The organism is Clavibacter sp. VKM Ac-2873 (assembly GCF_015351075.1).
Classification (GTDB): Bacteria; Actinomycetota; Actinomycetes; order Actinomycetales; family Microbacteriaceae; genus Clavibacter.
The window spans coordinates 73727-87186 of the sequence record NZ_JADKRS010000002.1 but is presented as its reverse complement, the minus strand read 5'-3'; the positions used below and the strand labels follow the sequence as shown (position 1 = coordinate 87186).

Genomic DNA, 13460 nt, shown 5'->3' with positions numbered 1-13460 from the left:
CGACGGAGCCTGTGCGTCCGCCGAGTCCCAGCTCCGCCATGAGACCATTGCTCCATGTCTGCGCACACTCACGTCGCCACCATGACGACCAACCACGGCACCATCGTCCTCAACCTCTTCGGGTCCCACGCGCCCCAGACCGTCGAGAACTTCGTCGGCCTCGCCACCGGCGAGAAGGAGTGGACCCACCCCCAGACCGGCACGAAGTCGACCGCCCCGCTCTACGACGGCGTCGTCTTCCACCGGATCATCAAGGACTTCATGCTCCAGGGCGGCGACCCGCTCGGCCAGGGCACCGGCGGCCCCGGCTACCAGTTCGACGACGAGATCAGCCGCGACCTCGACTTCTCGAAGCCGTACATCCTGGCGATGGCGAACGCCGGCACCCAGGGTGGCCGCGGCACGAACGGCTCGCAGTTCTTCATCACCACGGCGCCCACCACGTGGCTCCAGGGCAAGCACACGATCTTCGGCGAGGTCGCCGACGACGCGTCCAAGAAGGTCGTCGACGCGCTCAACGCGGTCCCGACCGACGGTCGTGACCGTCCCCGCGAGGACGTCGTGATCGAGAGCGTCACCGTCGAGAAGGTCTGATGACCGACTCACCCCGTACGGCGGCCGACCGCTGCTACCGGCACCCCGACCGGCAGAGCTTCGTGCTGTGCCAGCGATGCGGGCGGACCATCTGCCCCGAGTGCCAGACGCCGGCCGCCGTCGGGGTGATCTGCCCGGAGGACATGAAGGAGCAGCGTCGCAGCGCTCCCCGCTCCCGGGCGTCGTTCGTCACGCGGATGACGCGGAGCTCCGCGCCCGTCGTGACGTTCGCGATCATGGCGGTCTGCGCCGTGGTCTGGATCCTGCAGGTGCTGCCCGTCGTCGGCGACTACGTCACGACGTCGCTGTGGTTCGCCCCCGTCTACGGCAGCCTCGCCTCGGGTGACTACGAGCCGTGGCGGATGCTCACGAGCGCCTTCACGCACTCGCCGTCGAGCATCCTGCACATCGTGCTCAACATGGTGTCCGTCTACGTCTTCGGACGCGTCCTCGAGCCCATGCTCGGACGCGCCCGCTTCCTGGCCCTCTTCCTCATCTCGGCGCTCGGCGGATCCCTCGGCGTCGAGGTGATCGGCGCCGCCATGGGCGAGCCGCTGCAGGCCGTCGTCGGCGCCTCCGGGGCGATCTTCGGGCTCATGGGCGGGTACTTCGTGCTCGCCCGCAAGCTCGGCGGCAACGTCGGTCCGCTGCTCGGGATCATCGTGCTGAACCTGCTGCTCGGCTTCGTCGTGCAGGGCGTCTCGTGGCAGGCCCACGTGGGCGGCCTGGTGACGGGCGCGCTCGTGGCGCTGGTGCTCCTGCGGACCCGGGACGCCCGGCAGCGTGGTGCGCAGATCGGCTCCCTCGCGGGCCTCGCGGCGGCGATCCTCGTCGCGGCTGCCGTCTTCCCCGTCACCCTCTGATCGCCCTCGACGAGCGCGCCGCCCGGATGGGGCGGCGCGCGTCGTCATGCCCTCCGACGACCGATCCGCATGCCCGCGGCACCAAGCCGAGTTATCCACAGGCCAGTCCACAGTGGGGATAGTTACACGCGTGTGATTAGCGGCCGGCCGGACGCGGGTCCGCGGGTGACGTGGGTTCGAGGCCGGGAGGTCGATCGCCACGGGAATGGGCTTCCGCACGTAACCCGTGCAGGCGGGCGATCCCCGTCGGGACAGCCGCGGAGTTCTCCACATGTGTGGAGCGGTGTGCACAGCGGGGGTGTGGACAGCGGCGGGACGACGGCCGTCCCTCGGGGAGACGACGAAGAGCCCGTCACCAGCGGATGGCGACGGGCTCTCGTGTTCGTGCTGCTGTCAGCGCCACCTGGTGGTCATGAGGAACCCGACCAGGATGAGGCCGAAGCCGATGAGGATGTTGCCGACGCCGAGGTCGGGGATGGGGAACGCGTTGAGGCTGACGTAGTACACGATGAGCCAGGCCAGTCCGACGAGCATGAACCCGAACATGATGGGCTTGAACCACACGGGGTTCGGGGCGTCCTCATCGCGCACGCGTTCCTGGCGGGAGGGTCTCGTCGTCTTGTCGCGGGCCATGCGGTGATTCTAGCCGTACCCTCCTCCCCGGGGCCGGGAGGATGCCCGGCTCCACGGTCCGCCCGGCGAGGGCGTCCCCCGCAGGTACGCCGCCTACAATCGGCACATGAGCGCTCAGGATCCCGCCCCCTCCCGCCGCGCGACGCGGCGCCGCGGCAGGCGGGGGGATGCCCTGCTCGGCACGGTCGGCGTGCTCGGCGAGCTGCTCCTCACGGCCGGCGTGCTCATCATGCTGTTCCTCGGATGGCAGCTGTGGTTCAACGACATCGTGGTGAGCAACGGCCAGCGCGACCAGGCGCTGGAGAACAGCAGGAGCTGGGCCACCGCAGCGCCCGACGCGGCGGCCACCCCCGACCCGTCCGCCTCGCCCGCGGCACCAGGGGACCCGGTCATCACGCAGGCGCCCTCCACCGATGCCACCGACTTCGGCAACATCTACATCCCGCGCTTCGGGTCCGACTACGTCGTGCCGGTCGCGACGGGGGTGGGGCTCGCCAGCGTGCTCAACCACGGCAAGATCGGGCACTACCGCGAGACGCAGATGCCCGGGGAGGTCGGGAACTTCGCCGTCGCGGCGCACCGCACCACCTACGGCAAGCCGTTCAACCAGATCACCGACCTGCGGGTGGGGGACGCCATCGTGGTCGAGACGCAGGACGGCTGGTACACCTACCGCTTCCGTACACTCGAGTACGTGAAGCCCACCGGAGTCGACGTGCTCGACGAGGTGCCCCAGGCCCCGGACGCGCAACCCGGTGATCGCATCCTCACGATGACGAGCTGCAACCCGCTCTTCTCCGCCGCCGAGCGCGTCATCGCGTACAGCGTCTTCGACTCCTACCAGCCGCGGTCGGACGCGTCGACGCCCGCGGCGCTGGCCGGCACGTCGTTCGCGAAGGCGGGCTGAGCGTGTACGCGGCGTTCTGGCGTCTCCTGCCCGGACCGGTGTGGATCCGGCTGCTGATCGTGCTCGTGCTCGTCGCGGTCGTCCTCTTCTCCCTCGTCACCTGGGTCTTCCCCTGGGTCGACTCCATCGTCAACACCCAGGAAGTCACGGTGCATCAGTGACACGCGTCCTCGTCATCGACAACTACGACAGCTTCGTCTACACGCTCAACGGGTACCTGCAGCAGCTCGGTGCCGAGACCGTGGTGATGCGCAACGACGACCACGCCGACGCCGACATGGCCGGGGTCATCTCCGAGTACGACGCGGTGCTCGTGTCGCCGGGGCCGGGCAAGCCCTCAGAGGCCGGCGTCTCGATCCCCACGGTGACCGCTGCGCTCGCGGCCGGGACGCCGCTGCTCGGGGTGTGCCTCGGGCACCAGGCGATCGCGGAGGCCTTCGGCGCCACGGTCACCAACGCCGAGGAGCTCATGCACGGCAAGACCTCGCTGGTCACGCACGACGAGGGGGAGTTCTACCTCGGCGTGCCGCAGCCGTTCACGGCCACGCGCTATCACTCGCTGGCGGTCGTCGACGGGACCGTGCCGTCGGACCTGGTCGTCACCTCCCGCACCGAGGGCGGCGTGATCATGGGCCTGCGTCACGAGGCGGCGCCCATCGTGGGCGTGCAGTTCCACCCGGAGTCGGTCCTCACGGAGGGCGGCTACCGCATGCTCGGCAACTGGTTGGAGGGCGCCGGGCTGGCCGGTGCGCGGGACACCGCCTCGCGGCTGTCGCCGCTCGTCCGCGTGGCCTGACACGTCCTTCCGCGAGACCCCGCGGGGGATCGGTCGGATCGGACCTGACGATCCGCCGGCCGTCGTCAGCTGGGGCGCCGGGAGCGGGTCAGCCGCGTGAGGGATCCGGGGTCGGCGTGCCCGTGGTGGGAGCCGGCGTGCCGCGCACCGTGCCCGTGCAGTACGTGAGGGCGACCGTGGAGCGCTGGGCGACATCTCCCGGCTGCACGGACTGCTGGCTCACCGGCGATCCGTCGGCTCGACCGCAGGACGGATCGCGCCGGGTGGTCACGACCAGATCCGACGCCTCGAGGAGCTTCTGCGCATCGGCGAGCGGCTGGCCGAGCACGTCAGGCAGGGTCACCTTGCCGTTGGAGAGGATGAGCTTGATCGCGGATCCCTGGTCGACCTGCTGCGAGGACGCCGGGTCCGTCTGCATGACCACGCCGTCGGGGACGGTCGGCGACGACTGGCGGACCACCTCGCCCACCTTGAGCCCGGCCGCCTCGAGGCTGGAGGTGGCGGTTCCCTCGTCCATGTTCATCACGTTCGGCACCTGGACCTTCGGCGGGCCGGAGGAGACGAAGACGTCGACCTCGGTCTTGGCGGCGACGTTCTCGCCCGGGTCCGGGTTGGTGCGCAGCACGATGCCCTCGGCCACCGAGGTGCTGGCCTCCTCGCGTTCGAGGGGGACGAGGTCCACCTCTTCGAGGGCTGCCGCCGCGCTCGCGTAGGTGGAGCCCGCGACGTCCGGGACGCTGGGGCTGATGTCGGGCGGCGCGATGGAGCTGAGGCTGGTGACCCAGATCACGACGGCGATGAGGATCACGACGACCACGGTGACGCCGGCCCAGATCCAGGGGACCGGCGGTCGGCTCTGCGTGCGCACGGTGCGGTCGTCGTCGACGCCGAGCTGGCGGAGCGCCTGCTGGGAGGAGGAGGGGCCGGCAGGGGCGCCGAAGAGCGTGGCACCCACGTCGTTGGTCGGCGCCTCGCGGGGCGCGAGGGTGCCCGCGGCGGCCCGATCGAGGTCGGTGCGGAAGTCGCCCGCCGTCTGGAAGCGCGCGTAGCGGTCCTTCGCCATGGCCTGCAGGACGACCTGGTCGAGCTGCGGGGAGACGGCGGCCTGGACGGTGCTCGGGGCGACGGGCGTCTCGCTGACGTGCTGGTAGGCGACCGCGACGGCCGTGTCGGCGCGGAAGGGCGCCTGGCCGGTGAGCATCTCGAAGAGGACGACGCCGGCGGAGTAGAGGTCGGTGCGCGCGTCCACCGACTCGCCCTTGGCCTGCTCGGGGGAGAAGTAGCGGGCCGTGCCGAGGATGGCGGTGGTCTGGGCGATGGTGGCGGACGTGTCGGACACGGCGCGCGCGATCCCGAAGTCCATGACCTTCACCTGGCCGGTGGGCGTGACCATGATGTTGCCGGGCTTGATGTCGCGGTGGACGACTCCCGCCCGGTGCGAGTACTCGAGGGCGGTGAGCACCTGGCCCATGATGCGGACGGCCTCGTCCGGGTCGATCGGGCCGTCCGTGATCACGTCCTTCAGCAGGCGGCCCTCGACGCGCTCCATGACGATGAAGGGGACCGTGTGCGATGCGCCGTCCTGGTCCGTGACGACGTCCTCGCCCGCGTCGAAGACCCGCACGATGGTGGGGTGCGACATGCGCGCGGCCGCCTGGGCCTCCTGGCGGAAGCGGCTGCGGAAGGCGGGATCCTCGGCGAGGCCGCGGCGGAGAACCTTGACGGCGACCCGGCGACCGAGACGGGAGTCGACGCCCTCGAAGACGTCGGCCATGCCCCCGCGACCCAGCAGCGCCCCGACCTCGTAGCGGCCGCCCAGCACACGGGTGTCGGTCACGGACTGCCTCTCGTCGGGATCGGGTTCAGGACGGGGATGAGCTTACCGGGGGTCCGCTGGGGATGCGGGCGGGCCCGGGACAGGCGGACGGGGGCGGACGAGCAGTCGCCGTCCGCCCCCGGGAGGAGCGCCGGTCAGGGGTTCCGATGGGTGCTGGAGACGAGCGACCGCTCGTCCGTGCGACCCGGAGCGGGGGTAGGGGCCATGCCCGTCGTGCCGCCGCCCGTGCCCCCGCCGGTGCCGCCGCCCGTGCCGGTGCCGCCCGTGCCGGTGCCGCCCGGGGCGGCGTCGACGGTGACCGTCACGGTGCTGCTGTACGGCGACTCGTTGGTGCCGCAGATGGCGAGGTACTTGACGGTGAACGTGCCCGGGCTCGTGCCCACCTTGATCTCGCCCGAGGTGGTCTGCGCGTTCGTCGGGTTCGTGCTGCCGCCCCAGGTGCCCGTGGCGCCCCCGGAGAGGGAGTCGGCCTGGATCTGGTACCCGTTGAGCGTCTGGCCGGCGGGGCAGGAGTACGCGGGCCAGGAGATGTCCGCCGCCTGGCCGGCGCGGACGGTGGTCGGGTTGACGGTGGGCGTGCCCGGCGCCGCGGTGGGCAGGGTGGGCGGTCCGTAGGCCGTGATCTGGATGGTGGCGCCCTTCGCCACGGTGCCGGTGGGGGTGATCGCCGTGACGCGGCCCTCCTCCTCGCCCGACGGCGCGGCGCTGCCCGTGACGACGGTGACCTTCAGGCCGAGGGCGGTGAGCTCTCCCGTGACCGTCTTCTGGTCGCGGCCGATGTAGTCGTCGCGGTTCACGTCCACCGTGCTCGCCGTGGGTGAGGGGGTGGGGGACGGGCTCGGCGAGGGGCTCGCGCTCGGCGTGGCGGTGGTCTCGACCGGCGCCGGGGCCGCGCCGTCGCGGCGCTGGGCCGCGGTGAGGGCGATCGCCCCGGCCACGATGGCGCCGATGACGAGGATCGCGACCACGACGAAGATCCAGATGGCGCGCTTGCGGGCGCGCGGCTCCTCGGGCTCGTCGTCGTCGGCCTCGTCGAGGAGGAAGGGATCCGCCGCGCCGGCACGCGGCGCGGACGAGGCCAGGACCGTGGTCGCACCCGTGTCGGCGGCGCGGCGGCCGGACGGCATGAGCTGCGTCGCCTGCGTGGGCGTGCCCGGGTCCGCCGCCGCGGCCGCGCCGGCGACCGCCGCGACGGCGATGGTCGCGGTGGCGACGTCGCCCCGGCGGAGCGCCTGCGCGGCGCGCGCGAGGTGCGCGGCGCTCTGTGGCCGGTCGGCCGGCTTCTTGGCGATGCACGACATCACGAGGTTGCGCACGGGCTCGGCGACGGTGACCGGCAGCTCGGGCGGCAGCTCGTTGATCTGCGCCATGGCGATGGCGACCTGCGACTCGCCCGTGAAGGGCCGGCGGCCGGCCAGGCACTCGTACGCGACGATGCCCATCGAGTAGACGTCGGTGGACGGCGACGCCGGGTGCCCGCTCGCCTGCTCGGGCGAGAGGTACTGGACCGTGCCCATGACCTGGCCCGTGGCGGTGAGGGGCACCTGGTCGGCGATGCGCGCGATGCCGAAGTCGGTGATCTTCACGCGGCCGTCGGGCGTGATGAGCAGGTTGCCCGGCTTGATGTCGCGGTGGACGAGCCCGGCCTGGTGCGCGGCGTGGAGCGCCAGCGCGGTCTGGCTGATGATGTCGAGCACCTTGTCGGTGGACAGCACGCGCTCGCGCTCGAGGATGGTGGAGAGCGCCTCGCCGGGCACCAGCTCCATCACGAGGAACGCGCTGCCGTCCTCCTCGCCGTAGTCGAAGACGTTGGCGATGCCCTCGTGGTTGACGAGCGCGGCGTGGCGGGCCTCGGCGCGGAAGCGCTCGAGGAAACCGGGGTCGCCGAGGTACTCGTCCTTGAGGATCTTGATCGCGACCTTGCGGCCGATGACGAGGTCGGTGGCCTCCCACACCTCGCCCATGCCGCCGATGGCGATGCGATCGCCCAGCTGGTAACGCCCTCCGAAGGTCAGTCCGCTCGTGGGTCTCATCTGTCCAGCACCGCCTCAATCACTTTCTTCGCCACGGGGGCGGCGAGGGTGTTCCCCGAGCCCGATCGTCCTCGTCCGCCGCCGTCCTCGACCAGGACCGCCACCGCCACCTTCGGCGAATCCGCCGGCGCGAAGCCGGTGAACCACAGGGTGTACGGGTCGTCGGTGCCGTTCTGGGCGGTGCCCGTCTTGCCGGCCACGTCGACGCCACTGATTCTCGCATTCGACGCGACGCCGCTCTGGACGTCGTCGATCATCATCCGGGTCATGGTGGCGGCGGTCTCCTTCGAGATCGGGTCGGCGAAGCGGCTGGGGGAGAAGCCGGAGAGCTCGCTCAGGTCGGGGTTGAGGACGCTGTCGACGACGCTCGGCTTCATGACCTCCCCGCCGTTCGCGATGCCGGCCGTGACCATGGCGGTCTGCAGCGGGGTGGCGCGCACGTCGAGCTGCCCGAACGCGGACTGCGCGGTCTGGGCGTCGTCGAGGTCGGGGGAGAAGACGCTCTTGGCGCTGGCCATGGGCACGTCGATCGACTTGCCGTAGCCGAACGCGTCGGCCATCTTCGCGATCCGCTCGGAGCCGAGCGCGATGCCGAGCTGCGCGAACGGGATGTTGCAGCTGAGGCGCAGCGCGGTCGCGATGCTGACCTCGGCCTCGGGGCCGCACGCGCCCTCGCCGGCGTTGGTGATGACCGTGCCGGTGCCGGGGAGCGTGAACGTCGGCGGGTTGGGGAGCAGCGAGTCGGGCGTGTACTGGCCGGACTCGATGGCGGCGGCCGCGGTGATGAGCTTGAACGTGGATCCGGGCGGGTTGAGGCTGTTCACGGCCCGGTCGATGAGCGGGTTCGACGGGTCCGCCAGGAGCGACGCGTAGCTCTGCTTCACGGCCGCGCGGTCGTGCGAGGCCAGCGCGTTCGGGTCGTAGCCGGGCTTCGAGACCATCGCGAGGATGCGGCCGGTCTTCGGCTCGATCGCGACGACCGAGCCCTGCAGCGACCCGAGCGCGTCGTACGCCGCCTGCTGCACCTTCGGGTCGATCGTGAGCTCGACCGACGCGCCCTTCGGATCCTGCCCGGTGAAGGTGCGCGTGAGGCTGTCGAAGAACTGCGTGCCGCTCGTGCCGCTGAGGACGTCGTTCATCGAGTCCTCGAGGCCGGTGGATCCCTGGCCGAGCGTGTAGTACCCGGTGACCGCGCTGTAGAGGTCGGGCTGCGCGTAGGTGCGGAGGAACTTGTAGCGGTCGTCGACCGGGACGGAGGTGGCGATGGGCGTGCCGTCGACGAGGATCGAGCCGCGCTCGGCCGAGTAGCTCGCGATGATGGTGCGGCTGTTGCGCGCATCCGCCTGGAGGGTGGGCGCCTGGATGACCTGGATGACCGACGCCGCGACGAACAGGGCCACGAACATGGCCAGGACGAACACGGAGACGCGCTTCAGCTCGCGGTTCACGACTCGACCACCAATCGGGGCTGGTTGCGGACGGTGTCGGAGAGGCGGAGGAGCAGGGCCGCGATGATCCAGTTGGCCAGGAGCGACGAGCCGCCCGCCGCCATGAACGGCGTCGTCAGGCCCGTGAGCGGGATGACGCGCGTGACGCCGCCGATGACGATGAACACCTGCAGTGCGATGACGAACGAGAGCCCGATGCCGAGCAGCTTGCCGAAGTCGTCCTGGCCCGCGAAGCCGATGCGGAAGCCGCGGGAGACGAGCAGCAGGTAGAGGGCGAGGATCGCGAAGACGCCCGTGAGGCCGAGCTCCTCGCCGAGGCTCGCGAAGATGAAGTCGCTGTTGGCGAGCGGCGTGAGGTTGGGCATGCCGCTGCCGAGGCCGCGCCCGAACAGCCCGCCGTCGGCCATGCCGAACAGGCCGGTGACGAGCTGGTAGCTGCCGCCCTGCGCGTCGTACACGGCGGGGTCGAACGGCTTCAGCCACGCGTCGACCCGGCCGCCGACGTAGCCCAGGGTGCTCGCGCCGAACGCGCCGCCGAGGAACAGGACGAGGCCGAGGACGACCCAGCCGATGCGCCCCGTGCTCACGTAGGTCATGACGATGAACAGGCCGAAGTACAGGAGCGAGGTGCCGAGGTCGCGCTGGAACACGAGGACGCTCATCGACACGGCCCAGACGAGGAGGATCGGGCCGAGGTCGCGGACGCGCGGGAAGCGCATGCCGAGAACCTTGACGCCCACCATCGACAGGCTGTCGCGCGCCGTGACGAGGTAGCCGGCGAAGAAGATCGCCAGGCAGATCTTCGCGATCTCGCCGGGCTGGAACGAGAAGCCGCCGATGTGGATCCAGACGCGGGCGCCGTTGATGTTCTGGCCGAGCACGGGGAGCATCGGCAGGAGCAGCAGGATGAGGCCCACGAACATGGCGATGTAGCGGTAGCGCTGCAGCACGCGGTGGTTCTTCAGCAGCACGATGACCGCGAGACCGCACACGATGGCGAGGCCCGACCAGACGATCTGCCGCACGGCCACGCTGTCCCAGCCCGAGAGGCCCGCGGCGAGGTCGAGCCGGTAGATCGCGGCGATGCCGAGGCCGTTGAGCACGGTCGCGATGGGGAGGATGAACGGATCCGCGTCGGGCGCGAGCCAGCGCAGCGCCACGTGCATGCCGAGCACGAGGACGGCGAGGCCGGTGGCGGGGATGAAGAAGCTCTGGTCGAAGGCGCCCAGGGCGCCGAGCTGCACGAGGTACAGGGCGCCGCCGTTGATGACGGACGCGAGCACGACCAGCGCCAGCTCGAGGTCCCTGAGGCGTCGCGGCACGCGGATCCGCGGGATCCGGGGCGCGCGCTCGCGGGGGCGCGCCGGGGCGTCCGCCAGGCCGGCGCTAGCCACGCGCGGCCTCCTGCAGCCGGTTGACGATCTCCTCGGCGCCCGCGAGCGAGTCCGCGTTGATGGTCTGCTCCACCTGCTGCCGGTAGAACGGCTGGAGGTCGTCGACCCGCACCTCGGTGCGGGCGTAGACGTGCGAGAGCTCGATCGGGCCGATGGTCTGCTGCACGCCGTTGTAGACCGCGACGGTGCCGTCGGCCTCGCCCACGTAGTAGCGCGACTGGGTCCAGCGGTAGCCGAGGACGCAGGCGAGCACGAGGCCCGCGAGGATCAGCGCGACGCCCACCAGCCAGGTGACGCGGCGGCGGAGCGCCCGCCGCCGGTCCTCCGCGATGAGGGCCTCGAGGTACTGGTCCGACTCCGGCTCGAACTGGGCGTCCCGGGCGGCCGTGGTGGCGCGCAGCGGGTGCAGCAGGAGCGAGGGGATGCGGACGGCGCGCTTCGCGGGCTCGTCGCCGAACGCGAGGGGCTGCGCCGCGGATCCGACGAGCACCGGCTCGGGCGCCGGACGGGAGGCCGCGGTCTCGTCGTCCTCCTCGAGCACGTCGACCACCACGACCGTGACGTTGTCGGGGGCGCCGTGGTCGAGCGACTCCTTCACGAGCGCGTCGGCGACGGTGTCGGGCGTGCCCGCGGTCGCGAGGATCTCGGTGATCCGCTCCTCGCTGACGTAGCTGCTGAGGCCGTCCGAGCAGATCAGCCAGCGGTCGCCCGTGTGCGTGTCGAGCACCTGCGTGTCGACCTCGGGCGCCGCGTCCACGTCGCCCAGCACGCGCATGAGCACGGAGCGGCGCGGGTGGACGAGCGCCTCCTCCGGCGTGATCCGGCCGCTGTCGACGAGGCGCTGCACGAAGGTGTGGTCCGCGGAGATCTGGCTGAGCTCCCCGCGACGGAAGAGGTAGATGCGCGAGTCGCCGATGTGGGCGATGGCGACGTGACGGCCGACGCGGGCGAGCGCGCTGACGGTGGTGCCCATCCCGGTGAGCTCGGAGTGCTCGAACACGGTCTCGGCGAGGAGCTGGTTGGCGGCGACGAGGCCGGCCTGCAGCGCGAACTCGGCGTCGTGCGCGGAGGCGTAGGGCTTGTCGGCCTCGATGATCCGCGTGAGGGCGACCGCGGAGGCGACGTCGCCACCGGCGTGCCCGCCCATGCCGTCGGCGACGACGAAGAGGTCCCGCCCCGCGTAGCCCGAGTCCTGGTTGTTCGACCGGACCTTGCCCACGTGGGAGACGGCAGCGGCCTGCGTCACTGTCGCCACGCCGCTACCGCCTGAGCTCGAAGCTGGTCGCGCCGATGCGGATCGGCGTGTCGAGCGGCACCTGCGTCGGCACGCTCACGCGCTTGCCGTCGAGGAAGGTGCCGTTGGTCGAGTCGAGGTCCTGGATCATCCACTCGTCGTTCCAGAGCAGCAGGCGCGCGTGGTGGGTGGACGTGTAGTCGTCGCGGATGACCAGGCCCGACTCGCTCGAGCGGCCGATGGTGAGCGGCTCGGTGCCGAGCGGGATCTCCGTGCCGGCCTTCGCGCCCGAGGTGATGACGAGGTGGCGGGCGGTGGACGTGGTGGCCTTCGCGCGCGACGGGACGGCGCCGGAGTTGGCGCCGGACGGCATCGTGGAGATGGGCGGCGGCTGCACGCCGGGCTGCGGGGACCTCGGCGGGGCGGCGGCCGCCGCGGCGTACGGGGACTGCGGGAACGGGGATCCGCCGGCCGAGCCCGTCTCCTCGCGGAGCTTCCGCACCCGCTGGCCGAAGAGGTCGGAGCGCAGGGCGTAGACGATGCCGAAGATGAACAGCCACAGCACCGCGAGGAACGCGAGGCGGAGGACGAGGAGGGTCAGCTCGGTCACGACGCTCCCCAGAACCCGTCGTCGTGGCGCTGGCCCCGCCCGCCGCGCTCCTCGGTGGCCTGCGGCACGACGCGGAAGGTGATGGCGGTGCGGCCGATGCGGATGACCGACTCGGGCGGCAGCGGCGCCTTCGTGACGGGTGCGCCGTTCAGCTCGGAGCCGTTCGTGGAGCCGAGGTCGCGGACCTGGGCGCGGGATCCGTCCCACGCGATCTCGACGTGCCGGCGCGAGGTGCCCGGGTCGTCGACCGTGATGTCGGCGTCGCTGCCGCGGCCGATGACCGTGCGGCCGACCGGGAGCGGGTGGCGGGTGCCCGCGACGTCGACCACGGGCATCCACGTGACGCTGCCCTCGGCCGTGCGGCTGTCGATCTCGAGCACGCCCTCGGAGATGGCGTCGTCCTCGCGGAAGCCGACCTGCACCACGCCGGCGAACTGGTAGCCCTGCGATGACGCGTGCTTCTCGACCGCCTGGCGCAGCTGGTCGGTGAGCGCGGTGCCGATGCTCGCCATGCGCTCGGCGTCGGCCCGGGAGACCCGGAGGGTGAAGGAGTTGGGCACGAGGATGAGGTCGCGGTCGACCACGGCGGCGTGGGTGTCGAGCTCGCGACGCAGCTGCGCGGCGATCTCCACGGGCTGCAGGCCGGACTTGAAGGTCTTCACGAAGGCGCCGTTGACGGCGCGCTCGAGGCCCTTCTCGAAGTTGTCCAGGATTCCCACGTGTGATCCGTCCTCGCGCGGTCCTTCCGCGGATGAATAGGGAGATCGTAGCCAACTCGCGAGGCGGGGCCCTGGACACCGGCCCCGCGGCGCGTGCGGATCGCCCTCGGAGAGGGGCGGATGCGGGGCCGGACGGCGCGGGATCGGGAGGCGCGGGATCGGCTCGCGGGCGTGATAATGTCGTCCGGTTGGCGCGAGTGGCGGAATTGGTAGACGCGCACGGTTCAGGTCCGTGTGTCCGTGAGGACGTGGGGGTTCAAGTCCCCCCTCGCGCACCAGCAGGGAAGCAGCAGCACGAGAGGCCCCCGGGATCACCCGGGGGCCTCTTTCCTTTCTGCGCCGCGACGACGACGGGCGCGGGCCCCGGGCACCCAGCCGATCGGCGGACGGGA

At 71.6% G+C, this 13460-nt stretch carries 13 protein-coding genes and 1 tRNA gene; 6 read left to right on the top strand and 8 right to left on the bottom strand.

The features are described from left to right. The first annotated feature begins 54 nt into the window (after nt 1-54). Together ITJ44_RS07545 and ITJ44_RS07540 are read left to right on the top strand one after the other, a co-directional pair. Nucleotides 55-594, top strand: coding sequence for a peptidylprolyl isomerase (locus ITJ44_RS07545; RefSeq protein ID WP_194634251.1), 540 nt, complete (start codon nt 55-57; stop codon nt 592-594). Continuing rightward, nucleotides 594-1457 (top strand): rhomboid family intramembrane serine protease, encoded by an 864-nt coding sequence (locus tag ITJ44_RS07540; protein ID WP_194634250.1) that lies wholly within the window; start codon nt 594-596, stop codon nt 1455-1457. Before ITJ44_RS07545 ends, ITJ44_RS07540 begins: the two co-directional genes overlap by 1 nt. Nucleotides 1458-1850: 393 nt before the next feature. On the opposite strand, the gene ITJ44_RS07535 is transcribed toward ITJ44_RS07540, so the two are convergent. Further along, the gene (locus ITJ44_RS07535; RefSeq protein ID WP_015488825.1) at nt 1851-2090 is read right to left on the bottom strand and encodes a cell division protein CrgA; all 240 of its coding nucleotides are present in this window, start codon (nt 2088-2090) and stop codon (nt 1851-1853) included. Nucleotides 2091-2196: 106 nt separating this feature from the next. Between ITJ44_RS07535 and ITJ44_RS07530 the strand changes: the two genes are divergently transcribed. The 3 genes from ITJ44_RS07530 to ITJ44_RS07520 are packed head-to-tail and all read left to right on the top strand — an operon-like array spanning nt 2197 to nt 3793. Further along, entirely contained in the window at nt 2197-2997 is an 801-nt protein-coding gene (locus ITJ44_RS07530; protein WP_194634248.1) for a class E sortase, read from the top strand. A gap of 2 nt (nt 2998-2999) precedes the next feature. Beyond that, a complete protein-coding gene (locus ITJ44_RS07525) occupies nt 3000-3158 on the top strand; it encodes a hypothetical protein (protein WP_194634246.1) in 159 nt (52 codons plus the stop codon). Then, nucleotides 3155-3793, top strand: coding sequence for a gamma-glutamyl-gamma-aminobutyrate hydrolase family protein (locus ITJ44_RS07520; protein WP_194634244.1), 639 nt, complete (start codon nt 3155-3157; stop codon nt 3791-3793). The genes ITJ44_RS07525 and ITJ44_RS07520 overlap by 4 nt, the downstream gene beginning before the upstream one ends. Before the next feature lie 88 nt (nt 3794-3881). Here ITJ44_RS07520 and pknB read toward each other — a convergent pair whose 3' ends face one another. The 7 genes from pknB to ITJ44_RS07485 form a co-directional block, all read right to left on the bottom strand. Then, nucleotides 3882-5630, bottom strand: a complete 1749-nt coding sequence (pknB, locus tag ITJ44_RS07515) for a Stk1 family PASTA domain-containing Ser/Thr kinase (protein WP_194634242.1) — start codon at nt 5628-5630, stop codon at nt 3882-3884. A gap of 134 nt (nt 5631-5764) precedes the next feature. Beyond that, a complete protein-coding gene (locus ITJ44_RS07510; RefSeq protein WP_194634240.1) occupies nt 5765-7663 on the bottom strand; it encodes a protein kinase in 1899 nt (632 codons plus the stop codon). Continuing rightward, on the bottom strand, nt 7660-9111 hold the full coding sequence (locus ITJ44_RS07505) for a penicillin-binding transpeptidase domain-containing protein (RefSeq protein ID WP_194634238.1): 1452 nt from the start codon (nt 9109-9111) through the stop codon (nt 7660-7662). Before ITJ44_RS07505 ends, ITJ44_RS07510 begins: the two co-directional genes overlap by 4 nt. Beyond that, entirely contained in the window at nt 9108-10505 is a 1398-nt protein-coding gene (locus ITJ44_RS07500) for an FtsW/RodA/SpoVE family cell cycle protein (protein ID WP_194634237.1), read from the bottom strand. The genes ITJ44_RS07505 and ITJ44_RS07500 overlap by 4 nt, the downstream gene beginning before the upstream one ends. Beyond that, nucleotides 10498-11760: a PP2C family serine/threonine-protein phosphatase gene (locus ITJ44_RS07495; protein WP_194634235.1), complete on the bottom strand. Its 1263-nt coding sequence runs from the start codon at nt 11758-11760 to the stop codon at nt 10498-10500. Before ITJ44_RS07495 ends, ITJ44_RS07500 begins: the two co-directional genes overlap by 8 nt. Nucleotides 11761-11764: 4 nt before the next feature. Further along, nucleotides 11765-12349, bottom strand: coding sequence for an FHA domain-containing protein (locus tag ITJ44_RS07490; protein WP_194634233.1), 585 nt, complete (start codon nt 12347-12349; stop codon nt 11765-11767). Further along, a complete protein-coding gene (locus ITJ44_RS07485; RefSeq protein WP_194634231.1) occupies nt 12346-13068 on the bottom strand; it encodes a DUF3662 and FHA domain-containing protein in 723 nt (240 codons plus the stop codon). The genes ITJ44_RS07490 and ITJ44_RS07485 overlap by 4 nt, the downstream gene beginning before the upstream one ends. 191 nt (nt 13069-13259) lie before the next feature. Between ITJ44_RS07485 and ITJ44_RS07480 the strand changes: the two genes are divergently transcribed. After that, nucleotides 13260-13346, top strand: a tRNA-Leu gene (locus tag ITJ44_RS07480). Nucleotides 13347-13460: the final 114 nt, after the last annotated feature.

What these genes read in the sequence shown, in the direction of transcription:
- ITJ44_RS07545 (WP_194634251.1), top strand. Translation starts at nt 55, where the DNA reads ATGTCTGCGCACACTCACGTCGCCACCATGACGACCAACCACGGCACC.
- ITJ44_RS07540 (WP_194634250.1), top strand. Translation starts at nt 594, where the DNA reads ATGACCGACTCACCCCGTACGGCGGCCGACCGCTGCTACCGGCACCCC.
- ITJ44_RS07535 (WP_015488825.1), bottom strand. Translation starts at nt 2,090, where the DNA reads ATGGCCCGCGACAAGACGACGAGACCCTCCCGCCAGGAACGCGTGCGC.
- ITJ44_RS07530 (WP_194634248.1), top strand. Translation starts at nt 2,197, where the DNA reads ATGAGCGCTCAGGATCCCGCCCCCTCCCGCCGCGCGACGCGGCGCCGC.
- ITJ44_RS07510 (WP_194634240.1), bottom strand. Translation starts at nt 7,663, where the DNA reads ATGAGACCCACGAGCGGACTGACCTTCGGAGGGCGTTACCAGCTGGGC.